The sequence below is a fragment of the Neisseria sp. genome (assembly GCF_030530745.1).
In the GTDB taxonomy this organism is placed as follows: domain Bacteria; phylum Pseudomonadota; class Gammaproteobacteria; order Burkholderiales; family Neisseriaceae; genus Neisseria.
Genome location: NZ_JAUMUI010000015.1, coordinates 33,406 through 57,698, shown reverse-complemented (window position 1 = coordinate 57,698; position 24,293 = coordinate 33,406). Strand labels below are relative to the sequence as shown.

Genomic DNA, 24,293 nt, shown 5'->3' with positions numbered 1-24,293 from the left:
AAATCCTCAAAGGCGTGATGGTGGTGGACGAACGTGAAAACATCGCCCCCGGCCTTTCCGACAAAATGACCGTTACCCTCTTGCCCGGCGAATACGCCATGACCTGCGGCCTCTTAAACAACCCGCGCGGCAAGCTCACCGTTACCGACAGCGGCTTCAAACAGGCCGGCGGCGAAGCCGATTTGGAAAAACTCGCCCAGCCGCTGGCCGACTATAAAGCCTATGTTCAGGCCGAAGCCAAAGAGCTGGTTGCCAAAACCGCCGCATTCGTTGCCGCCGTGAAAGCGGGCGAGGTGGAAAAAGCCAAATCCCTGTTTGCCGACACCCGCACCCACTACGAGCGCATCGAGCCGATTGCCGAATTGTTCAACGAACTCGATCCCGCCATCGATGCGCGCGAAGACGACTATAAACAAGGCCCGAAAGACCCCGGATTTACCGGCTTCCACCGCATCGAACACGCCTTGTGGATTGAAAACTCCGCCGAAGGCGTGAAAGAAACAGCCGGCAAACTCGAAGCCGACGTGAAAAAGCTGCAGGCCGAAATCGACGCGCTCACCTTCCCGCCGAGTAAGGTTGTAGGCGGCGCCGCCGTGCTGATGGAAGAAGTGGCCGCCACCAAAATCAGCGGCGAAGAAGACCGTTACAGCCGCACCGATTTGAGCGACTTCCAGGCCAACGTCGAAGGATCGCAGAAAATCGTCGAACTGTTCCGCCCGATGATTGCCGAAAAGAATCAGGCGCTGCTTGATAAAGCTGATGCCAACTTCAAGCAGATTAATGAAATTCTGGCGAAATACAAAACCGCAAACGGTTTCGAGCCCTACGACAAGCTCACCGAAGCCGACCGCAAAACCCTGCAGGCGCCGATTAACACGCTGGCCGAAGATTTGGCGCAACTGCGCGGCACTTTAGGCCTGAATTAACCTGAATTAAAAACTTTCAGACGGCCTTCAAAGCAAATTGAGGCCGTCTGAAACATAATAAACTCAAGATAGGGAAAAACCATGCCAAACAACCGCCCGCCCGCCCAACCCGGAAAACGCACCCTGTTGAAAACTGCCGCCGCCGCAGGCGCAGCCGGCATTGCCGCCGCAGGCGGATTCGTGTGGGGCGGAAAACAGGGCAAAACCAAACAGGAAACCGCACAACGACAGCATTCCGAACAAAGCTACCCCTGCTACGGCACGCATCAGGCGGGCATTACCACCCCGCACCAGCAATTTGCCATTATGGCCGCGTTCGACGTAACCGCCAAAACCGTTAAAGAGCTGGAAAACCTGCTGCGCATCCTCACTTCGCGCATCGAATTTCTAACCCAAGGCGGCGAATTGAACGACGGCGACGCCAAACTGCCGCCCGCCGGCAGCGGCATACTCGGCAAAACCGTGCGCCCCGACGGCCTCACCGTTACCGTCGGCGCAGGCGCAGGCCTGTTTGACGAACGTTTCGGCCTGGCAGAAAAAAAACCCCGTCATTTGCAGGAAATGAAAAAATTCCCCAACGACCGCCTGCAGCCGGAATGGTGCGACGGCGACATCAGCCTGCAAATCTGCGCCTTCACCCCCGAAACCTGCCAAAACGCCCTGCGCGACATCATCAAACACACCGCCCAACTGCTCACCACCCGCTGGAGCATTGAGGGCTTTCTGCCCAAAACCGAACCGGGCAGTGCACCGCGCAACCTGTTCGGTTTCCGCGACGGCAGCGCCAACCCGAACGTGCAAAACCCTGAAACTGCCGGTGATGTGTTGTGGACGGGCATCGCCGAAAACAGCCTGAACGAACCGGCATGGACAAAAAACGGCAGCTATCAGGCCGTACGCATCATCCGCCATTTTGTGGAATTCTGGGACAGAACGCCCCTGCAGGAACAAGAAGCCATTTTCGGGCGCGAAAAATACAGCGGCGCCCCTTTGGGCATGAAAAAAGAACACGACACGCCCGATTACGCGCGCGACCCGGAAGGCAAAACCATCCCCAAAGACAGCCATATGCGGCTGGCCAACCCGCGCAACCCCGATTTTCTGAAAAAACACCGGCTTTTCAGACGGCCTTTCAACTATTCGCGCGGCCTGGCCAAAAACGGCCAGCTTGATGTCGGCCTGATATTTATCTGTTACCAGGCCAACCTTGCCGACGGCTTTATCTTCGTGCAGAAACTGCTCGATTTCGAGCCGCTCGAAGAATACGTCAGCCCGTTCGGCGGCGGCTATTTCTTCGTTTTGCCCGGCACGGAAAAAGGCGGCTTTTTCGGGCAGGGGCTGCTGTTCGGCTGATGCCGTCTGCAGGGGCTGCCGACATTCAACGCAACGGAAAATCCGCTTGAGAAAAAGTACACACGTCATACCCGGGCCTGACCCGGGTATCTTTTTGGATTTCAGAAATTTTTAGGAAAAGGAGATACTCGGGTTAGGATCGGGTATGACGGAACTGTTACTAAAACAAACGGTTTAGCCATAACCGCACTAACCGCACTTCGCCCGCGCCTCTGCCAGCGCCCGGTCGAGCTTTTCTGCCGTTACCTCGCCCAAAACCGTTTTTTTATAAGCGCATTTGGGTGCTTCCACCACGGTAAAGGGCAGGCCGCCCACGGTATTGCCGAAACCTTTCATAAAGCCGCGGCTGTCGTTGCCGGTGTAGCGCCAAACAGGGTAGGCCACCGGCGTTTGTTTGAGAAACCCGGCAATGTTTTCGCGGCTGTCGAATGCGATGCCCACCATATCCACACTGCCTTTTTTCTGCTTTTTATACCATGCCGACATGGCCGGCATTTCTTTACGGCAGGGCGCGCACCAGGTTGCCCACAGGTTGATGACGCGCACGGGGGCTTTGAGCGACGCAATATGCCGGGGCGTGCCGTTATCCCAGCTCTGCAGCCCGGAGGCCGCAGCGGTGCCGCACGCAGCGGCCAGCAGCAAGGCAGATAAGATTTTCATAATATTTCCTTTTTCGAAACCGTTCCGGCAGCATTGTAACCTTTTACGCGGCCTTGCCGCCCCATGCCGCACTCATATCGAAAACTTTTTGATTTTACTCAAAATATGGCTGGAACAATACGTAAAGATTGGTTTACAATCAGAAAAACCGTTCAAATATTAAGGAACCGCCATGCCGAAAACCGTTACACTCTACCATAACAACCGTTGCAGCAAATCCCGCGCCGCCCGCCTGATGCTGAACGTGCGCGGCATAGACGCAAAAGTGGTGAACTATCTCGACACCCCGCCTTCGCTTGAAGAGCTGCAGGGCATTTTCGCCAAACTCGGCGCCGATTCGCCCCGCAGCATGATGCGCGTAAAAGACGCGCTCTACCGCGAACTGGAACTGGACAATCCTGCTTTGAGCAACGACGACCTGCTTAAAGCCATTGCCGGACACCCCGCACTTTTAGAACGGCCGATTGTGGTGGCCGGCGGCAAAGCGGCGGTGGGCAGGCCGCTGGAAAACATTGAAGCTTTGCTGTAAAAAAACACCCTTTCAGACGGCCTGCCGTTTGAAACGCAAAGGCCGTCTGAAAAACCCGCTTTAACCAACCGGAAACTATGCACACACCCGCCCTACGCAGCCGCAACGGCCTACGCTACCACTTTCTGCACGGCTTGGTTTTAAGCCTGCTGCTGGTGGCATTTTCATTTGCCTGCTGCGTGTGGTCGGTTTACCGCACCGGCAACCAAACCCTGCCCGCCTATGTACACGCCGATGCCGCCGTGGTGCTGGGTGCGGCCGCATGGGGCACACGCCCCTCGCCCGTGTTTCAAGAGCGCATCAACCACGGCATCGCCCTTTACCAGAGCGGGCGGGTGGAAAAATTGGTGTTCACAGGCGGCACCCCCAAAAAAGGCTTTATGACCGAAGCCGAAGTCGGCCGCCGCTACGCCATCAAACAAGGCGTGCCCGCGCGCGACATCCTGTTTGAAAACAAATCGCGCAACACCTATGAAAACCTGTATAACGTGCGCCCGCTGCTGCGCACCAACGGCATCGGCACCATCATCATCGTCAGCGACCCCTACCACACCGCCCGCGCCGCCGCCATTGCCAAAGATTTAGAATTAAGTGCCTACACCTCGGCCACCCCCACCACCCGTTACAGCGAATCGCGCAAAAAAACCAAGTTTTTATTGCAGGAAAGTTACGCGCTGTTCCTCTATTATTTCGAACGCTGGGGTAACAGCGTGCTGGCATTTTTCGGCTTGAGATAACCGCCGTGCACGGCCCGCAGCCTTTTCAGACGGCCTTTTCATGTAACCCACTGTAATCATGACGCAAATCAAGCCCGCAACCGCAGCGGCTTTACCCCAAACCGCTCTTCGCGCATAATAAACCCCGATTTTTCCCATTCTCCGCAAAGGAAACCTGCCATGGCATTCTTGAAGCTCACCGACCAAAACGTATCCGGCAAAACCGTACTCATCCGCGCCGACATGAACGTGCCGTTTAAAGACGGTAAAATCAGCGACGACACCCGCATCCGCGCCTCGCTCGCGTCCATCAAATACTGTTTGGACAACGGCGCGGCGGTGATTGTGATGACCCACCTCGGCCGCCCCACCGAAGGCGAGTTCCGCCCCGAAGACGACGTGGCCCCCGTGGCCGCGCACTTGGGCGGCCTGCTCGGCAAAGAGGTGAAAGTGCTGAACGACTGGCGCGACAACAAACCCGCGCTCAAAGCGGGCGAAATCGCCATGCTGCAAAACGTGCGCATCAACCAAGGCGAAAAGAAAAACGATTCGGAATTGGGCAAGGCCTACGCCGCCTTGTGCGACATATTCGTCAACGACGCATTCGGCACCGCCCACCGCGCGCAAGCGTCCACCGAAGCCGTGGCCCAAGCCGCCCCTGTGGCCTGCGCGGGCGTATTGATGGCGGGCGAACTCGATGCCTTGGGCAAAGCCCTGAAAAACCCCGCCCGCCCGCTGGCGGCAATCGTGGCCGGCAGCAAAGTTTCCACCAAACTCACCATTCTCGAAAGCCTGGCCGACAAGGTTGATCAATTAATCGTGGGCGGCGGCATCGCCAACACCTTCCTGTTGGCCGCCGGCAAGCCCATCGGCAAATCGCTGGCCGAACACGATTTGGTGGAAGAATCCAAAAAAATCATGGAAAAAATGGCCGCCAAAGGCGGCAGCGTGCCCCTGCCCACCGATGTGGTGGTGGCCAAAGCCTTCGCCGCCGACGCAGAAGCCACCGTTAAAGCCATCGACGACGTGGCCGGAGACGACATGATTCTCGACATCGGCCCCCAATCCGCCGCCGCGCTGGCCGCCGCCCTGAAACAGGCCGGCACCATCGTGTGGAACGGCCCCGTGGGCGTGTTTGAGTTCGACCAGTTTGCAGGCGGCACCGAAGTGCTGGCCAAAGCCATCGCCGAAAGCCCCGCCTTCTCGATTGCCGGCGGCGGCGACACGCTGGCGGCGATTGCCAAATTCGGCGTAACCGACCGAATCAGCTACATTTCCACCGGCGGCGGCGCTTTCCTGGAATTCTTGGAAGGTAAAGAACTGCCCGCCGTGGCCGTGCTCGAAAAACGCGCTTAAGCTGCGTTTGAACGCAAGCAGGCCGTCTGAAACCTTTCAGACGGCCTGCTATCTTTATTATTCCCTCTCCCGTGGGAGAGGGCAAAGAAGGCGGGTATTTCAGAAACAACTGTTTTAAAATGTCTGCATGAATCTTGAAAACCCGACCATGCTCGAAATCCTCTACCGCGACAGCCTCTGCACCGCCGTCAACAAACCCGCCGGCATGCTGGTGCACAGAAGCTGGCTCGACAGCCGCGAAACCGTGTTCGTGATGCAGACCCTGCGCAACCAAACCGGCCGCCATGTGTTCCCCGTCCACCGTCTCGACCGCCCCACCTCGGGCGTTTTACTGTTTGCCTTCAATAAAGAAAGCGCCCGCTCCCTCACGCAGCAGTTCGAGCGGAAAAACGTGCAAAAACGCTATTGGGCGGTGGTCCGCGGCCATTTACACGGCAGCGGCCGCATCGACTACCCGCTCAAAGAAGAAGCCGACAAAATCGCCGACCCCTTTGCCGACCCCGGCAAACCCGCCCAAAACGCCGTTACCGACTACCGCTGCCTCGCCCTCACCGAGCAGCCCTTCCAATCGGCCAAGCGCTACGCCACTTCACGCTATTCGTGGCTGGAACTCACCCCGCACACCGGCCGCAAACACCAGCTGCGCCGCCATCTGAAACACATTTTCCACCCCATCGTGGGCGATACCACCCACGGCGACAACGCCCAAAACCGCGCCGTGGCCGAACGCACCGGCGCCACCCGCCTGCTCTTGCACGCGCGCGAACTGGTGTTCCAAAGCCCCGAAAACGGCCGAACCGTTACCGTGCGCGCCGATGCAGACGAACAATGGCAGCGGGTGGCCGAAGCCTTCGGCTGGGCGGGTTTACCGGTGGAGTAACAATGCAGAACCAAGTTGGAGCCTTACAAAACTACTTTACGGCCGTCTGAAACGCTTTACGCGCTGTTCGTCAAAAACCGCGCCTAATATTTAAAAAATCTTTTATAATCGCCCGTTTACCGCAACACAACCCGCAGGCCGCCCGAAGCCTGCGTTTACCGGAAGAACCACTGTGGACAAACTCAAAATTTCCGCCAACGGCCCGTTAAACGGCGAAATCACCGTTTCCGGCGCCAAAAACGCCGCGCTGCCGCTGATGTGCGCAGGCCTGTTAACCGCCGGCACCCTGCGCCTGAAAAACGTGCCCATGCTGCGCGACGTGAAAACCACCCAGAAACTGCTGCAAGGCATGGGCGCGCGCGTGCTCACCGACAATGTGCACGAATTCGAAATCAACGGCGGCACCGTCAACAATACCGTCGCCCCTTACGAATTGGTAAAAACCATGCGCGCCTCGATTCTGGTGCTCGGCCCCACGCTCGCCCGCTTCGGCGAAGCGCAGGTGAGCCTGCCCGGCGGCTGCGCCATCGGCTCGCGCCCCGTCGACCAACACCTGAAAGGGCTGGAAGCGATGGGTGCCGAAATCACCATCGAACACGGTTATGTGAAAGCCCGCGGCCGTCTGAAAGGCGCGCGCGTGGTGATGGACGTGGTAACCGTAGGCGGCACCGAAAACCTGTTGATGGCTGCAACTTTGGCTGAAGGCACCACCGTTTTGGAAAACTGCGCCATCGAGCCCGAAGTGGTGGATTTGGCCGAATGCCTGGTCAAAATGGGCGCGAAAATCAGCGGCATCGGCACTTCGGTGATGACGGTGGAAGGCGTGAAAGAGCTGCACGGCTGCGAGCACAGCGTGGTGCCCGACCGTATCGAAGCAGGCACGTTTTTGTGCGCCGTCGCCATGACGGGCGGCAAAGTCGTGCTGCGCAACGCCGCGCCCAACACCATGGAAGCGGTGCTTGAAAAACTGGCGGAAACCGGTGCCGTTATCGAAGCTGGCGACAACTGGATTTCCATCGATATGCGCCAACGCCCCAAAGCGGTGGACATCCGCACCGTCGTCCACCCCGGTTTCCCCACCGATATGCAGGCGCAGTTTATGGCCGTCAACGCTGTGGCAGAAGGCACGGGCAAAGTGGTGGAAACCATTTTTGAAAACCGCTTTATGCACGTTCCCGAACTCAACCGCATGGGCGCCGACATCACGGCGGAAGGCAATACCGCCGTGGTGAAAGGCGTGGAAAAACTTTCCGGCGCCACCGTGATGGCCACCGACCTGCGCGCCTCGGCCAGCCTGGTGATGGCCGGTTTGGTGGCCGACGGCGAAACCATCGTCGAGCGTATCTACCACCTTGACCGCGGCTATGAACACATCGAAACCAAGCTCGGCCAAGTGGGCGCGAAAATCGAGCGGATTTCCTGATTATCCGACCGGATAAAGAAACCGGGTTCTGCAAACGGCAGAATCCGGCTTTTTCAGCTTCACGGCCGCAATACCCGTATAACGGAATCACTAAATTGCAGCGGCTTTCTGGAAACCAGCAGCCTGAAACCTTTTATTTTAGAGCAATCACCCTTAAAATAGCCCGTCCGCCCGCCGTGCACGGGTCTCCGTTTAACTTATTAGGAAAATAAAATGATTAATCAAGTAAATGCTGTAAGACATTGGGCAGACGGCCATCAGAACACTGCGTTCTGGCTGAAAACGGTTTTGGGCGCAAACCTGATCGCGGTTATGGCCCAATTTTCGATTCCGCTGCCGTTTGTTTCCATCACCCTGCAATCCCTGGCGGTTACACTGATAGGTTTTTCCCTCGGCCGCAAAGCCGGCACTGCGGCAGTGTTGCTGTATTTGTTGGAAGGTGCGCTCGGCATGCCGGTATTTGCCAACGGTAAGGCAGGTTTTGCCGTATTGGCAGGCCCCTCCGGCGGCTATCTGTTCGGCTTTGCCGCCATGGCCTTTATCTTGGGCTGGTTCAGCGACAAAGGCGTGCTGAAATCGGTTTGGAAAAGCATTGCCGCAGCGGCATTGGCAACTGCCGTGATGTATGCGCTGGGTTTGGCGCAGCTGTCTTTGTTTGTCGGTTCCGGCAAAGTATTGGAATACGGCCTGTATCCGTTTGTTGCAGGCGATTTGATTAAAGCCGTTGCTGCGGCGTTTCTGGTATCGCCGACCTACCGTTTCTTCAAAAAGCTCTAGGGCCTGTTAACAATTAACGCAACGGCGGTGTTTTTGGTCAAAAATCCCCGTCTGCGGCGTTAAAAATGCTCGCAAGGTGTCCAACCTTGCTGCGCTTTTTGCCTTGCATACGCGCTTTTTGCCTCAAAAAACCGCTTCGCCGGTCAATTGTCAACAGACCCTAAGGCTGAAGGCCGTCTGAAACATTGAAGCGGAATCACGGGTTCCGCTTCAATGTTTCAGACGGCCTTGCGTATAACATGCAGAAATTATCCGATATTTTTCAAAAACTCAGCCGAACCGAAACCCTGCTTTTCGAATCTTCCAGCCTTAACGGCTCGCAAATGGGCTGGAATTGCAGCGGCAGGGGAGAAACTTCGGTCGGACAAAGCGGCATGCTGCTGACTTTCCGCGACCGTTTCCGCCTGGACAACGGCCGCATCTGCCGCGATGACAAACAGTGGCTGCTGGAAGAGGGCGGTTTGGCATTTTTCCATTACCGCGAACAACGCTTCCAACGGATTTTCACCTTTCAAGAACACGGCGGCGAAATCGTATGCAAACAACCCTACCTCTGCGCGCCCGACCGCTATTTCGGCACGCTGGCAGCCGACAGTGTGCAAACCGTGCTGACAATCCGGATTAAAGGAACACGCAAAAACGAAGTGATACGGTATGTTTACCGTTAAAAATTTTATGATTCCTGCTTAAAGGCCGTCTGAAAAGCTTGTTTCAGACGGCCTTTGGCATTGCCCGAAAAAGACGGGGCGGCGGTTACGGCACAATCACGGTAAACACATACGCCGCCAAACTTACCAGCAGCACCACGCCGTAGAGCATATTGGTGCGGCCGTGGTTGAGCGAGAGCATCACGGTAAACACCGAAAGCGCCAACAGCACCATCGATTTTAAGTCCAAACCCAAAACCATATTGATGTCGAACAGCAGGCACACCACCACCACGGCGGGAATGGTCAGGCCGATGCTGGCCAGTGCCGAACCCAAAGCCAGGTTGATGCTGGTTTGCAGGCGGTTGCGGTGGGCGGCTTTAAGTGCGGCCAAGCCTTCCGGCAGGAGCACCACGGCGGCAATAATCACACCCACCAAGGCTTTGGGCGCGCCAAAATCGGCCACAATGGCTTCAACGGCGGGCGAAAGCGCTTTGGCCAGCAACACCACAATGCCCAGGCAGACAATCAAAAACACCAAACTGGTAAATGCCACTTTGGCCGAAGGCGGGTCGGCATGATGGCTTTGATCGTCGTCGTCGGCAAGAAAATAATCGCGGTGGCGTATGGTCTGCACCATGATAAACGAGCTGTACAGCACCAACGAGGCAACGGCCACAAACATGAGCTGCGCGGCATTGTAGGTGGGGCCTTCGGTACTGGTGGTGAAATTGGGCAGCACCAGCGTGAGCGTGAGAATGGCCACCAGCGTAACCAACGCAGTGGTGGCCGATTTCTGGCCGAAAAACTGTTCGCGGTGCCTCAGGCCGCCGATTAACAGACAACCACCCAAAATACCGTTTAAAATCAGCATAATCGCGGCAAAAACCGTGTCGCGCGCTAGATAGGCGGCGTTGTCGCCGCCGGCCACCATCAGCGACACGATCAGTGCCACTTCGATAATGGTAATCGCCAGCGCCAGAATAATCGTGCCGAAAGGTTCGCCGACCTTGTGCGCCACCACTTCGGCGTGGTGCACCGCCGAGAGCACGCTGCCGATCAGCAAAACGCCGCCGCCGATTTGCAGCCAGCCGCTGTCTTTAATGCCGATGAAATAAAGCCCCCAGGCCAAAACGGGAAGCGCGAGCGACCACCAGGGAAGTTGTGTGTGCGGGTGTGAAGCCATAAATAACGGATATCCTGTTAGAATGAAAATATGTGGAAAAGCCGCATATTATAACGGGCAACGGCCTATTTTTCATAAACTTATCAAACAAGCGCCATGCCGCCGTTTGCATTTTCCAACGATTTTGCAAACGCCGCGCGGTGCGGCCGTCTGAAACGGCTGACTGCCGCCATCCCCGGGTATGACGATAATCGGATGTTTCAGACGGCCTAAAAGAATTTTGCAAAGGTCTCGGATTAGAATTTTCAAAGGTTTCAGTCTGCCAATCACGGCTGTGCTTATGTTATAAACGTATTTCGTCCGACAACCGCCGTTTTGCTTATGCCCAAGCTTGCCGATTTTTCCGCCTCCCATTTTGCCGCCGCCGTTGCCGCGTTTTTGGTGTCTTACGGCAGCAGCGCGGTGATTATTTACCAAGCCGCGCTGGCTTTCGGCGCATCACCCGCACAAGTTGTGTCGTGGTTTACCGCGCTGGCGCTGGTGTGCGGCGTGCTTACCTTGGGCCTGAGCCTGCGCTACAAAACACCCGTGATGATTGCCTGGTGCACGCCCGGCGCGGCGGTGCTGGCGGGCCTGGAAGGCATCATGCTGAACGATGCGGTGGCGGGCTTTATGGCGGCGGCGGCGGCGATGTGGCTGGTGTCGGCGTTCGGCTGGTTCGACCGCCTGGTGCGTATGATTCCCGCCCCGCTGGCGGCGGCGATGCTGGCGGGCATATTGATTAATTTCGGCAGCCGCGTGTTCGGCGCCATGGGCAGCCAAACGGCTCTGGTGCTGATTATGCTGGCGGTGTTTTTCTTAACCAAAATCCGCCTGCCGCGTTACAGCATCCTGCTGATGTTGGCGGCGGGCTTCGGCTATGCGGCATGGGCGGGGCTGATCGACTGGTCGCGGCTGGTTTGGCGCAACCCCGTGTTGGAATGGGTTAGCCCCGGGCTGCATTTGGGGCATATCGTCAGCGTGGCCGTGCCGCTGTTTATCGCTTCGCTGGCCACGCAAAACGTGCCGGGCATGGCTATTTTGCGCAGCTACGGCTACCAAACCCCCGCCCGCCCGCTGGTGGAAAGCAGCGCCGCCGCTTCGTTGCTGGCCGCGCCCTTCGGCGCATTTATGGTGAATCTGGCCGCCATCAGCGCCGCCATCTGCATGGGCAGCGATGTGGATAAAAAGCCCGAACGGCGCTATCTGGCCACCGTTCTGCTGGGCGTGATTTACCTGCTGATGGCCGCTGCCGGCGGCGTAACCGTGGCCATGTTCACCGCCCTGCCCGCCGAACTGATGGCGGCGCTGGCCGGCATCGCCGTATTCGGCACCCTGCAAGCCAACCTCGCCGCCGCCTGGCAGCACGAAAGCTCGCGCGAAGCGGCATTGGTAACGCTGCTGGCTTCCGCATCGGGCATGACGCTCTTGGGCATAGGCAGCGCATTCTGGGGGCTGGTGCTGGGTTTGGCGGTTTACCATCTGAATCTGAAAACGGCGAAATAACATAACCAGGCAATGGTTTTCAGGCCGTCTGAAATCACCTGCTTACGTCATAAATACCCTGTTCGCGTCATACTCGGGCTTGACCCGAGTATCTTTTTGTTCCGTAAAAAATAACAGATATTCGGATCAAGCCCGGGCTTGACGGAACGGATACCAAATAAGCGGTTCAACTATATATCCAGGCCGTCTGAAAATTTTTCAGACGGCCTTAAGTTTTTCATTCAAAGATATCCCGCAAGCCCTAACGCAACAGCTCGTCGGTAATCCGCTGCAAAAACGCCAGCCGCGTTTCGCGGATTGCACCTGCTTCAGCGGCGTTTTTTACAGCGCAACCCGGCTCGGCGCGGTGGGTGCAGTTGTGGAAGCGGCATTGCCCCGCCAGATGGCGCAGGTCGGGAAAATAGCGCAGCAATTGCGCCGCGTCCAGATGGTGCAGGCCGAACTCTTGCAGGCCGGGCGAATCAATCAGCTTGGTTTCTTCATTCAAATCATACAATTGGGCGTGTGTTGTGGTGTGTTTGCCCGAATCGAGCGCGGTGGAAATTTCGCCCACGCGCGCGGCATCGCTGCCCAACAGCGCGTTGGTGAGCGTGGATTTGCCCATGCCGCTCTGCCCCAGAAAAATATTGGTGTACCCCTGCATCAGCGGCCTTAGGTTGTCGGCGTTATCCAACGCGCAGGTTTCGATAACTGGATAACCCAATGATTCGTAAAAACTTAATTTTTCACGCCAAGCCGCTGTTTCGGGCAGGTCGGCCTTATTCACCACCACTGCCGCATCAATGCCCGCCGCCTCCGCCGCCAGCATCGCCCGCTGCAGCAGCAATTCATTCGGGGCAGGCACGGCGGCGGTTACGATAAACAGCTTGTCCACATTGGCGGCAATCAGCTTGGTTTTCCAAGCGTCCTGCCGGTAGAGCAGGCTTTGGCGCGGCAGATAATCTTCGATTACCGCCTGCTCACTGTTAACGGGGCTGATGCGCACCCAATCGCCGCAGGCAAAATCCACCCGTTTTTTGCGGGCGGTGGCTTCGAAAACGGCACCTGCAGGCGTGCGCACGATAAAACGGCGGCCGTAACTGGCAATAATTTGAGCGGTATCCGGCATAAGCGGCAAAACAGAAACAAAAAATTTATTCTACAGGAGGATTCAGGCCGTCTGAAAATAAAAATTTTATAGACAAAACCCACCAAGGCAGCATTCTGTGTTGAGCTATAATAGGCAGCCTATGATTATTATTCCACTCTAATCAGGATCCATCATGAAGAAAAACGTTTTCCTTTTTATCACCGCCCCGCTCGCCATCCTGCCCGCCGCCGCGGCCGAAATCCATATTGCTGAGCAGATTCCTTATAAAGAAGGCCATAATATCAGCCCCCGGATTACATCCCAATGCACTGAAACCGGCACCATATTATCCGAATCCATCGCCAAACATGCGGCCAAGAAAGGCATCACCGTAATACGCAGCCCCAATTACGAAAGCCACAGCACCTATGCCAAAATCGAAATCGACTCGGCCACCGGCATAGGCGGCGCCATGATAGGGCATTGGAAAGGCATGGCGTTAAGCGGCGGGTTTTATCAAAACGGCAAAGAATCGGATAAAACCACCTTCAAACGACATTCGACGGGCGGCATGTTCGGCGGATTTAAAAGATCATGCTCGGTGCTCTACCGCACCGCCAATACCTTGGGCAAAGACGTAGCAGGCTGGCTGGCAGCCCAAAGCAAGCGGTAGCCGGCAGTTTATAGCGGCTTAACTTAACTTCCGCTACGGCGTTATTGCGCCTAAGCTCAAAGGGAACGGTTTTGCAAGCAGCCAAAGCGGCAACAGAACCGGTTCCGTATTGCTTGTACTGCCTGCGGCTTGCTGCCTTGTATCGAAGCAATTAAATCCGCCATAAACCATAATTCAAAGCAAGGCCGTCTGAAAAAAATCTTTCAGGCGGCCTTTGTCCGTATGGGTTTTTCCTGCCGGGCGGCGGTTTCCGGCGCGGCGCCGTTTTATGCCATCTGTTTGAATTAAATTCCGTTTGTCATTTCATTATGTATTTGTTATATGCGTGTGGTTAAACTGATCCGATTTAACCACACGCATATAACTTTATCATGAACCTTTGTTCCGCCATCCGCCTGTATTTCCCCGCCCTTTGTATCGCTTCCGCCGTTACCCCGGTGCCGGCCGGCAGCCTGCCGGCAGCCGACATCGAGCAGCGGCAGTCGGTACAGGAAGCGCAGCGGCAGCTGCTGCTGCACCAACCGCAGCCCGATGTACGTTTGGATGCCCCGCCGGTGCCGGCGGTGCAGGCACTGCCGCAGGGGGAAACACCGTGTTTTGCCGTTAACCGCATCAGCCTTGAGGGTGAGGAAGCCGGCCGCTTCGGGTTTGCGCTGGAGCGGGCACTGAAGCAGTCGGGCTTTGAAGCGGGCATGTGTTTGGGCGCGCAGGGCATCAACCGCATCATGACGCTGGCGCAAAACGCCCTGATCGGCAGGGGCTACACCACCACGCGCATTCTGGCAGCGCCGCAGGATTTGAACGGCGGCGTGCTGGTGCTGACGGTGATGCCGGGGCGCATCCGTGAAATCCGTGTCGACATGTCGGATGCGCAGACCACTCATGCTGACCGGATTGTATCGTTTCAAAACGAATTTCCGGTTTCGGCGGGAGAAGTTCTCAACCTCCGCGCTTTGGAGCAGGGGCTGGAAAACCTCAAGCGCATCCCCACGGCCGAGGCGGATATCCGCATCGTTCCGGCGGACAAGCCGTCCGAAAGCGACGTGGTGGTGGTGTGGCGGCAGCGGGAAGTGCCGTTTCGGGTGAGTGCGGGCGCCGACGACGGCGGCAGCAGGGCCACCGGCAGGTATCAGGGCAGCATAACGCTGTCGGCCGACAACCCGTTGGGGCTGAGCGATTTGTTTTATGCGTCATACAACCGCGATTTGGGGCACAAGGCATCGTATACTGATGCCGAAGGGCGGCATACCGGCAGCGGCACCAACGGCTACAACCTGCATTATTCGGTTCCGTTCGGTTATTGGCAGGTGTTTTGGAACCACGGTTATTACCGCTATCACCAGGCCGTGGCGGGCGACTCGCAGAATTACGACTACAACGGCAGAAGCCATACCGGAGAAGCGGGGCTGGGCCGCCTGCTTTACCGCGATGCGCGCCGTAAAACCCATATAACGGCCAAACTGTGGCAGCGCGAATCGGAAAGTTTCATCGACGATGCCGAAATCGAAGTGCAGCGCCGCCGCACCGCGGGCTGGGCTGTGGGCGCGACGCATAAAGAATACCTCGGCCGAACCGTGCTGGACCTGGGTTTGGGCTACAAACGGGGCACCGGCCGCAACCGCAGCCTCTCTGCACCCGAAGAAGCGTTTGGAGAAGGCACCTCGCGCATAAAAATCCTCACTGCCGATGCCGGTGCGAACGTGCCGTTCGAAATCGGCCCTCAAAGCTTCGCATTCGACAGCCGCCTGCATGCGCAGCGGAACAAGACGCCTTTAACGCCGCAAGACAAAATCGCCATCGGCAACCGCTACACCGTGCGCGGTTTCGACGGCGAAACGGTGTTGGCGGCCGAGCGCGGCTGGTATTGGCGCAACGATTTGTCTTGGCAGTACCGTCCGAACCATCAGCTTTATGCAGGCGCGGACGGCGGCCGCGTTTCCGGCGCCTCCGCCGGATACCTGCCGGGCCGGGGCCTGAGCGGCGCGGCATTGGGCGTGCGCGGCCAAACCAAAGCCGGCGGCGTGCTTTCCTACGATTTGTTTGCGGCCAAACCGCTGCACAAGCCCGAGCGCTTTCAGACGGCCGAAACCTCCTTCGGCTTCAACCTGAATTACAGTTTCTAATCCCTGCTTCCCCATGCCGTCTGAAAACCGAAGGCATGGGGCGCTTTTGTTTCACAGGAGCCTGCCATGAACAAAACCTGCTACAAGGTCATCTTCAACAAAAAGCGCGGCATGATGACGGCTGTGGCCGAACACGCCGTCCGCAGCGGCAAAAACGTGCGGGACGGCCGTGCAGGCGTTTCAGACGGCCTTTCGCAGGGTGCGGGCAAATTTCAGATGCGGACGGCGGCGTTCTCGGTGTGGTTGGCGGCGGGCTCGGCGGCCGTTGCCCCCGTGTGGGCGGCCGGTATTCAGGCGGACAAATCCGCACCTTTAAGCCAGCAGCCCACCGTTTTGCAGACGGCCAACGGTTTGCCGCAGGTCAATATCCAAACCCCGAGTGCAGGCGGCGTGTCGGTCAACCAATACCGCCAATTCGATGTCGACAAACGCGGTGCCATATTGAACAACAGCCGCAGCAATGTGCAGACGCAGCAGGCCGGTTGGATACAGGGCAATCCGTGGCTGGCGCGCGGCGAAGCGCGGGTGATTGTGAATCAGGCCAACAGCGCCAACCCCTCGCTGCTGAACGGCTATGTCGAAGTGGCGGGGCGCCGTGCCGATGTGGTATTGGCCAATCCGGCCGGCATCCAAGTGAACGGGGCGGGCTTTATCAATGCGGCGGGGGTAACGCTCACCACGGGCAGGCCGGTGTTCGATAACGGCGGCCTTGCCGGCTTTCAGGTGCGTGAGGGCAATATTGCCGTGGGCGGCGGCGGATTGGACACATCGGATGCCGACTACACCCGCATTCTCGCCCGCGCCGCGCAAATCAATGCCGGCGTTTGGGCAAAAGATTTAAGCGTGGTATCGGGCAGCAACGATGTGGCAACCGACGGCAGCCACACCCAAGTTTCAGACGGCCGCCCTGCTCCTGCCGTGGCCATCGACACCGCGCAACTGGGCGGCATGTATGCCGACAAGATTACGCTGGTTTCCACCGACAAAGGCCCGGCCATCCATCATGCCGGTCAGGCCTTTGCCGCAGCCGGCGGCGTGACCCTGAGTGCCGACGGCAAAATCGGCAACAGCGGCAGCATTGTGGCCGCCGGCAATACGCAAAGCTCGAGCGCAGCGGCGCGCGTGAATGTTCAAGCCACGGCGTTTGACAACAGCGGCACCGTGTCATCCCAAGGCAAAACCGCGATTCAAAGCCCGAAAGTCAGCAACAGCGGCCTGATCACCTCATCCGACGAACTGAATATCCGCACGCAAAACCTGAGCAACAGCCGAAGCATGCAGGCCGCCCGTTTCGACATCGAAACAGGCCGTCTGAACAACAGCGGCAATATGGCGCAAACCGGTCTGCAAAGCCTCAATATTGAAGCAGGCAAATTGAACAACAGCGGTTTAATCGGTTATGCCGACCAAGACCATGCTTCCGGCAAGGGCGGCAATGCTTCCCCTGCCGCGCCCGCTGCGCCGTCCACCGCGACCGGTGCGGGTTCTACCCAAAGTCAAAGCCAAACTGCAGCCGCGCCACTCAATCTTGCCCAAGGCCGTTTAAAGGTTTCAGACGGCCTGAACAACAGCGGCACACTCACCGCCAACGACGGCATCGAATTAAACACGCAAAACAGCTTGGCCAACAGCGGCAAGCTGCATTTGGGCAGCCTGAATGCCCAAGGTGCGCTGCTGGACAACCGCGAAGGCGAAATCATCACCCGCCAAGCGGATATTGGCGCGCAAACTCTGGATAACCGCCAAGGCGTCTTCACCGCAACCGAATCGTTGCGCATCAACAGCCAAACCGCCGACAACCGCCAAGGCAGCCTGCAATCCGGCGGCAGCCTGGCTGCGGCCGTCCAAACCTTGGACAACGGCAACGGCCAGCTGGCCGTGAATCAAGAAGCCGATATCAAAGCCGCTTCTCTGCTCAATCCAAACGGCCAAATCGACACAGGCCGTCTGAAAGCCGAAGCCGCCCGTCTGGACAATCGCTCAGGCAAAATCCGCAGCGATGAAATGACCGAGCTTAAAGTTTCAGACGGCCTCGAAAACCCAAGCGGCCTGATCGGTTCGGCCAAAAACATCCGCATCCACGACGGCAATCAGCAAACCTTAACGCTGAACAACGCATCGGGCGAAATCCTGGCCGGACAAAACCTCGATATCCAAGCCGAAACATTGGCCAAGCAAGGAGAGCTTGCGGCCAATCAAAACCTGTCGCTCAAGCTCAAAGACAGCTTTACCGCCGAACGCAACATCCGCGCCGGACAAGGTTTGCACATCAGCAGCGAAGGCGGCATCCGCAACAGCCGCACCTTGGAGGGCGGCCGCTTTGTGCTGCTTGACGCCCAAAACATCGAGAACACAGCCAACGGCGTCATCCAATCCGGCAGCGACACCCGTCTCAAAGCAAAAAACCTCACCAACCGCGGCTTAATCAACAGCAACGGCCTCACCCTCTTGGACGCGGGCGGCACCGTATTGAACATCGGCACCGGCCGCGTGTATGGCGACCGGATCGGTATTGAAGCGGAAAAGCTGGTGAATCGTGAGGAGGACAAAGGAGCCGTGATTGCCGCGCGCGAGCATTTGGCCGTGGGTGCGAAAGAGATTGTGAATGAGGGCAGCGGTTTCCATAAGATTGAAAGCGGCAAACTGCAAAGCGGCACCTCATCATCGCTGATTACCAGTCTGGGCACGCTCTCTGTCGGAAGCCGTCTGAACGGAGATTATGACGCAGAGGGCAGCGCGGAAACATTGGCCAACAAAGGCGCGAGGATCGAATCCGGCGGCAATATGGCCTTGAATGTGCGGCAGATACACAACCTGAACAGCCGTTTGGAAATCGACAAAAAAGTCCGCATTCAAAGCCTCGGCAGCGAACACTCGGTCAGCGCGCCGGGCAATCCCGAATGGTGGGTTAACGGTAAAGACGGCCGTTTCCGGCAAACCGGCGACCATGCCAAAGGACAGTTTGACTTTACAGACGGCCGCGCACCGGTTATCAGCGATGTTTGGAATGAAAAACAGGTCAATGTCGATGTTTATCAAGACCAATTAAAGCATTCCGAACCCGGACAGATTATTGCCGGAGGCAATTTGCGCGTGGACGGCAACGAATTTCTGAACCAAGACAGCCAAATTTTAATCGGCGGCACTTGGCAGGGAGCGGATCAGTCCAAAGTTTTGAAAAATTCAGCCGCACAAAGCGAACTCGTCACTACCGAAAAAGGCTACGGCAAGCAGACTTACGCGAAAAAATCCAAAAGCTTCAAATGGGGGCGTAAAGATCGTAACGGCTATTCGATAGATGCCGTCCGCTCCATCGAAACCAAGCCGTTTGAAAACGACTTTATCCATTATCAAGAACGCGCTTCCGCACTGGAAGTTACGGATACGGCAACCGCCGCCGCAACCAACCCAACCACCGTTACCCACGGCGGCAGCACCCCTGCGCCCGTTAAAACCCTCAACACCGATACCAAGCTGCCCGCCTCCGGCCACTATGCCGTCAACCCGGCCAACCCGTCGTATCTGGTCGAAACCGATCCGGCCTTTACCGACTACAGGCAGTGGCTGTCAAGCGGCTACATGCTCGACGCACTGGGCGTCGATCCCGCCGCCGCCCACAAACGCCTGGGCGACGGCTACTACGAACAAAAGCTGGTGAACGAGCAGATCGCCCGCCTCACCGGCTACCGCCGCCTCGACGGTTACCAAAGCGACGAAGAGCAGTTCAAAGCCCTGATGGAAGCCGGCATCACCTTCGCCCGCGGGCAGCAGCTCACGCCGGGCATCGCCCTTTCGCCCGAACAGGTGGCGCGGCTCACTGCCGACATCGTCTGGCTGGAAACCCAAACCCTCACCTTAATCGACGGCAGCACGGTTGATGTGTTGGCGCCCAAAGTCTACCTCACCGTCAAACCCGGCGACATCAACGCCCACGGCGGCTTAATCAGTGCCGGCAAACTGGCGCTGGACGGCGCGGGCAGCATCGTCAACAGCGGCACACTGGCCGGACGCAAAATCGTCGACTTATCCGCCGCCGATATTCAAAACAGCGGTGTGGTTCAAGGCGGTAAAGTGCGCTTACGCGGCCAAGATGTGAACATCGAAGGCGGCACCGTTGAAGCCGATACGCTCCTCGCCGTTGAAGCCGACCGAATCCGCGTTGCCTCCACCACCGCCACCGGTGGCAACGAGCGTAACGGCCAAACCCAAATCGACCGGGTGGCCGGTTTGTACGTCAACAACGCTTCAGACGGCCTCTTAAGCCTCAAAGCCAACCAAAGCATCGACTTTGTGGCCGCCACCCTGCGCAACGAAGCAGCCAAGGGTAAAACCCAAATCGTTTCAGACGGCCGCATCGGTTTGGGCACCGCCAAGCTCGAAGCCCGCGGTAAACGGGGCGAGTTGAGCGATAAAAACCACCGCCACATTACCCAAACTTCCGAAACGGGCACCGCCATCAGCGCGGCGGGTGATATTCTGGTTTCAGCCAAAGACGATTTAAGCATCCGCCAAGGCAGCATTGAAAGCGGCGGCACGGTTGCCCTCTCCGGCCGCAACGTCAGCATCACCGAAGGCCGCCAAACGCTGAATTTGGACGAATCGGTTTACAGCAAATCGCGCGGCTTTGCGTCTAAAAAAACCAGCCTCGACCAATACCGCCGCCAACACGACGAAGCGGCGGGCAGCAGCATCAAGGGTAAAGAGGTAACAGTTTTTGCCGGGCAGGACATCAACGTGCGCGGCAGCAATGTGGTTTCAGACGGCCGCACCGTGTTGAAAGCGGGCAATGATGTGAACATCACCGCTGCCGGGAACACTTATGCCGACCATGAGTTCCACGAACGCAAACGCTCGGGTTTGAGCGGCGGCTTTAAAGACGGTGTGCTCAGCGTCGGCGCGGGTAAATCATCGCAGAAACTCAATCAAGATGATGCATCCACCAGCCTCACCGTTTCCCAAGTCGGCAGCATTACGGGCGACACCGCCATTATCGCGGGCAACAATCTGACCACCGAAGCTGCTGTCTTGGCCACCGGCGGCGATATGACCCTGCAAGGCCGAAATGTGTCGCTCAATGCGGGATACACCGCATCGCAAAGCGACAGCCGTACGGAAACCAAACAGTCAGGCGCGTCAGTCGGCATCACCGTCAATCCGTTTGAAGCCGCGAAAGCCGGCTACGACCGCAATATGCAGGGCGGCGGCTACAGCGGTTCCGTTGTCGGCAAAACCATACGGCGTGACGATGCCGTCGGTAAGGCCATTCATGCCGCCGCCAGGGTCGGCGTGGTTACCGCAGGCCGCCGAAAATCCGGCGAAAGCCGCCACAGCGGAGGCACTCAGGCAGTCGTGACCTCGGTATCCGCACAAGGCGATTTGAACATCATTGCCACCGAAGGCAATATCCGCAGTGAAGGTGCGAAGCTTACCGCCGAAGGCAATGCGCTGCTCTCAGCCGCCGAAGGCATTGAGTTAGGGTTCGCACGAGATACCGTTGCGCAAAGCGGCGGGCGCAAACGCAGCGGCTTCAGCATTGACAACCGCGAAGCCATTCCGATCGGCACCTTCAACGACAAGAGCGAAGCGCAAGGCAGCCTCGACAAAGCCACCGGCACACAATTGTCTGCCGGCGGCACAGCCCTCTTGCAGGCGCAAAAAGCCGATATCGACATCTTGGGCAGCAGCATTGCCGCCCAAGACGACGTTACCCTGATTGCCGGCCGCAACATCAACATCCGCTCCACCCGAAACAGCCAAAACCGATCCGAACGCCAAACCACCGGCGGCATCGGCACGGCGGTGATTTCCGATACCGAACACTTCGCCGGTTGGATGAAAAACCGCCAAGACAGCAACAGCAAGCAAGTCGAGCAGGTCAAATCGCAAATCGGCAGTTTGGGCGGAAATGTCCATATTCAGGCCGAGGGCAGCTACACCCAGCAAGTCGCCGATGTATTGGCGGCCAAAGACCTCAATATCACCGCAAAAAGCGTCGACGTGCTGGCCGACCACAACCTCAGCAGCAGCAGCCAAGCCGAACGCGACGTTAAAATCGGCACCTTTGCCAAAATATCGTCGCCGCTGATTGATTTGGTGAATGCCGCCGAAGGCGCGGTGAAGAGCAAAGCCGACGACCGCACACAAGCACTGCAAACGCTGGCGGCCGGCGCACAGGCTTATTCCGCCTACAATACCGCCACCGGCGGCGGCGCATTGGCCAAAGCCGAAGTCGGTTTCGGCTTCAAAACCGCCAACAGCAGCCAAGACCAAAGCCAAAGCCTCAGCCAGGGCAATGTGTTGAACGCCGGCGGCGACCTCAATATCCGCTCCACCGAGGGCGACATCCGACTGCAGCACACCCGTGCCACAGCCGCCGACACCCTGCGCTTAGATTCGGCCAATAACTTAATCCTCGAATCCGGCCAATCCGCCCAAACAGCCGACGGCAAAAACAGCAGCCTCGGCGCATCGGTGGGTGTCGGCGTTTCCGTGGGCGCGCAAACCGGTGTGTACGCCTATGGCGAAGTGGGCGGCAGCAAAGGCAAAAACCGTTATCTCGCCCAAACCCACGACCATACCACGCTCGAAGCGGATAGAATCCAATTGGCCAGCCAAGGCGACACCACCCTCAAAGGCGCAACTGCCACCGCCCGCCGCATCGATGCCGATGTCAAAGGCCGTCTGAACATCGAAAGCGTTCAAGACCATATCGAGCAGGAAAACAAACAGACCGGCGCGGGCGTACGCGTCCAGGTTTCCTTCGGCACCGCATGGGAAGCCTCGGGCAACTTCAGCCAAAGCAAAGCCTCGGGACAGAGCCAAACCGTCACCACCCAATCCGGCCTCTTCGCCGGCGACGGCGGCTATCACGTCAACGCCGACAGCGTCCGCCTCAAAGGCGGCGCCATCGCCTCCACCGCGCCTAAGGAACAAAACGAGCTGACCGCCAACCGCTTTACCTTTGAAAACATCCAAAACCGAAGCAGCTACAGCGCGTCCGATGTCGGCTTAAGCGGTGGTTACGGCGAAAACCCCGACAAGGAACCGGGCTATACCGACGGCACCAGCTTCAGCCCGTCTCTGCCGCAATACCAAAAAGGCGGCGACAACAGCACCACCTACGCCACCTTAAGCGAAGGCCGTCTGAACATAGCCGGTAAAGACACCACCGTACAGGAACTGGGCATAAACAGCGACAGCGAAAGCGCACACCGCGCCGTTGCCGCCCTGCCCGATTTAGCCAAGATTACGGAGAAACAGCAGATTGTGGCGAAGGCTACGGCAGATGTGGCTTCAGCCGTATCGACTTACCGTCAAAACCAACTGGCCAAAGCCCAAGAAGCCCTCAGTAATGCTGAAACCGAGTTGATGGGTGCAACCTTCAGCGGCAATCAAAGCGATATTGAGGCAGCCCAAGGCCGTCTGAATGAAGCACGGGAGAATGTGAAAGCATGGGAAACCGGAGGCAGCAAAACCCGAGCCTTAAACGCAGGTACGACGCTGATTACCGGCATATTGGGCGGACAAAGCGAAGTTCAGGCAGCGGTGAACAGCGCGAGCCCCTACACTGCGGCAATCATCGGCCAAACCTTCGGTCAAAACGGCAGCCATCCGAATGAAGGGCTCCAACTGCTCGCTCATGCCGTTAACAGCGGCGTATTGGCCACTGTAAACGGCGGCAGCTTTGAAGCCGGTGCCGTCAGCGGCGCAGGCAGCGAGCTGGCGGCCAAAGTGCTCACGCAAACCCTGTTCGGCGAAGAAGCAGCGGCCAATCCGAGTGTATTGGGCGAGCAGGAAAAGACACTGGTCAGCGACTTATCGGCGGCGTTCGGTATGGTGTCGGGCGGTTTGGCCGGCGGTTCGGCTGTTAATGCGCAGATTGGTGCTGTGGCGGGGCAGAATGCGGTGGAGAATAACCAATTAGGTGGATACGAGTATTTAATAGGAGGGAATGCTGGAGTTGAATCATTAAAAGGGGCTGTATCACTTTATAAGCAACAATTAGAAAATGGAAAAACAATAGAGGAAGCTAATAAAGAAGTTAACAAATATCTACAAGGACATGGCTTGACACAACATACAGGTGCTGAAGTTCTAGTATACGGTTCTTTAGCGCTTCCTATTATAGCGATTGGAGGAAAAACTTATACTATTGCTGCTTTATCTTCTGCCGGACAAGGTGCTATTACTACTGTAATAATAGAAGGAAAACCATATAAAGTATCTGATTTATCTTATGATGCAAGTTTGGGAATTTTAGTTGGTAAAGGTTTGAGTAAGGCTTCTGAAAGTATGTTCAAGTGGTCTAATGTAAGAAGTAATGATTTAAAAGCAAATCAAATCATGAGGAATAGCCTTATCATTCCATCCCTATCTACTCAATATGGTGTAGGGAAAGCAGGTAGTGGGACTGCATCAAAGATTCTAGGAAAAAGAGATATTATTCTTATAGAAGTTCCAGGGATAAGAAAGAACATACAAAAAAGATAG

At 57.2% G+C, this 24,293-nt stretch carries 16 protein-coding genes; 13 read left to right on the top strand and 3 right to left on the bottom strand.

Features of this window, described 5'->3' with window-relative positions:
* Both efeO and efeB read left to right on the top strand, forming a co-directional pair.
* The coding region (gene efeO, locus Q3970_RS07135; protein WP_303099893.1) for an iron uptake system protein EfeO at positions 1 to 926 on the top strand (926 nt) is incomplete at its 5' end.
* A gap of 81 nt (positions 927 to 1,007) precedes the next feature.
* Positions 1,008 to 2,279 (top strand): iron uptake transporter deferrochelatase/peroxidase subunit, encoded by a 1,272-nt coding sequence (gene efeB, locus Q3970_RS07130; RefSeq protein WP_303099892.1) that lies wholly within the window; start codon positions 1,008 to 1,010, stop codon positions 2,277 to 2,279.
* A gap of 189 nt (positions 2,280 to 2,468) precedes the next feature.
* Here efeB and Q3970_RS07125 read toward each other — a convergent pair whose 3' ends face one another.
* A complete protein-coding gene (locus Q3970_RS07125) occupies positions 2,469 to 2,939 on the bottom strand; it encodes a TlpA disulfide reductase family protein (RefSeq protein WP_303099891.1) in 471 nt (156 codons plus the stop codon).
* A gap of 172 nt (positions 2,940 to 3,111) precedes the next feature.
* On the opposite strand from Q3970_RS07125, the gene arsC reads away from it, so the two are divergent.
* The 7 genes from arsC to Q3970_RS07090 all read left to right on the top strand — a co-directional run bounded on the left by arsC (position 3,112) and on the right by Q3970_RS07090 (position 9,288).
* Positions 3,112 to 3,468 (top strand): arsenate reductase (glutaredoxin), encoded by a 357-nt coding sequence (arsC, locus tag Q3970_RS07120; protein ID WP_303099890.1) that lies wholly within the window; start codon positions 3,112 to 3,114, stop codon positions 3,466 to 3,468.
* Between the two features lie 77 nt (positions 3,469 to 3,545).
* A complete protein-coding gene (locus Q3970_RS07115; RefSeq protein WP_303099889.1) occupies positions 3,546 to 4,205 on the top strand; it encodes a YdcF family protein in 660 nt (219 codons plus the stop codon).
* Between the two features lie 159 nt (positions 4,206 to 4,364).
* Positions 4,365 to 5,540: a phosphoglycerate kinase gene (locus tag Q3970_RS07110; RefSeq protein WP_303099888.1), complete on the top strand. Its 1,176-nt coding sequence runs from the start codon at positions 4,365 to 4,367 to the stop codon at positions 5,538 to 5,540.
* A gap of 148 nt (positions 5,541 to 5,688) precedes the next feature.
* On the top strand, positions 5,689 to 6,420 hold the full coding sequence (truC, locus tag Q3970_RS07105) for a tRNA pseudouridine(65) synthase TruC (protein WP_303099895.1): 732 nt from the start codon (positions 5,689 to 5,691) through the stop codon (positions 6,418 to 6,420).
* A 172-nt stretch (positions 6,421 to 6,592) separates the two neighbouring features.
* Positions 6,593 to 7,843, top strand: coding sequence for a UDP-N-acetylglucosamine 1-carboxyvinyltransferase (murA, locus tag Q3970_RS07100; protein WP_303099887.1), 1,251 nt, complete (start codon positions 6,593 to 6,595; stop codon positions 7,841 to 7,843).
* Between the two features lie 213 nt (positions 7,844 to 8,056).
* Entirely contained in the window at positions 8,057 to 8,620 is a 564-nt protein-coding gene (locus Q3970_RS07095) for a biotin transporter BioY (RefSeq protein ID WP_303099886.1), read from the top strand.
* Between the two features lie 239 nt (positions 8,621 to 8,859).
* Entirely contained in the window at positions 8,860 to 9,288 is a 429-nt protein-coding gene (locus Q3970_RS07090) for a hypothetical protein (RefSeq protein WP_303099885.1), read from the top strand.
* An 85-nt stretch (positions 9,289 to 9,373) separates the two neighbouring features.
* Here the strand turns inward: Q3970_RS07090 and Q3970_RS07085 are convergent, their stop codons facing one another.
* Entirely contained in the window at positions 9,374 to 10,453 is a 1,080-nt protein-coding gene (locus tag Q3970_RS07085; RefSeq protein WP_303099884.1) for a calcium:proton antiporter, read from the bottom strand.
* Positions 10,454 to 10,774: 321 nt separating this feature from the next.
* Between Q3970_RS07085 and Q3970_RS07080 the strand changes: the two genes are divergently transcribed.
* Positions 10,775 to 11,938 (top strand): benzoate/H(+) symporter BenE family transporter, encoded by a 1,164-nt coding sequence (locus Q3970_RS07080; protein ID WP_303099883.1) that lies wholly within the window; start codon positions 10,775 to 10,777, stop codon positions 11,936 to 11,938.
* A 241-nt stretch (positions 11,939 to 12,179) separates the two neighbouring features.
* Here the strand turns inward: Q3970_RS07080 and rsgA are convergent, their stop codons facing one another.
* On the bottom strand, positions 12,180 to 13,046 hold the full coding sequence (rsgA, locus tag Q3970_RS07075) for a ribosome small subunit-dependent GTPase A (RefSeq protein WP_303099882.1): 867 nt from the start codon (positions 13,044 to 13,046) through the stop codon (positions 12,180 to 12,182).
* A 154-nt stretch (positions 13,047 to 13,200) separates the two neighbouring features.
* On the opposite strand from rsgA, the gene Q3970_RS07070 reads away from it, so the two are divergent.
* From Q3970_RS07070 to Q3970_RS07060, 3 genes are all read left to right on the top strand, one after another.
* The gene (locus tag Q3970_RS07070; RefSeq protein ID WP_303099881.1) at positions 13,201 to 13,680 is read left to right on the top strand and encodes a hypothetical protein; all 480 of its coding nucleotides are present in this window, start codon (positions 13,201 to 13,203) and stop codon (positions 13,678 to 13,680) included.
* Between the two features lie 371 nt (positions 13,681 to 14,051).
* On the top strand, positions 14,052 to 15,803 hold the full coding sequence (locus Q3970_RS07065; protein ID WP_303099880.1) for a ShlB/FhaC/HecB family hemolysin secretion/activation protein: 1,752 nt from the start codon (positions 14,052 to 14,054) through the stop codon (positions 15,801 to 15,803).
* 66 nt (positions 15,804 to 15,869) lie between these two features.
* Positions 15,870 to 24,293, top strand: coding sequence for a hemagglutinin repeat-containing protein (locus tag Q3970_RS07060; RefSeq protein ID WP_303099879.1), 8,424 nt, complete (start codon positions 15,870 to 15,872; stop codon positions 24,291 to 24,293).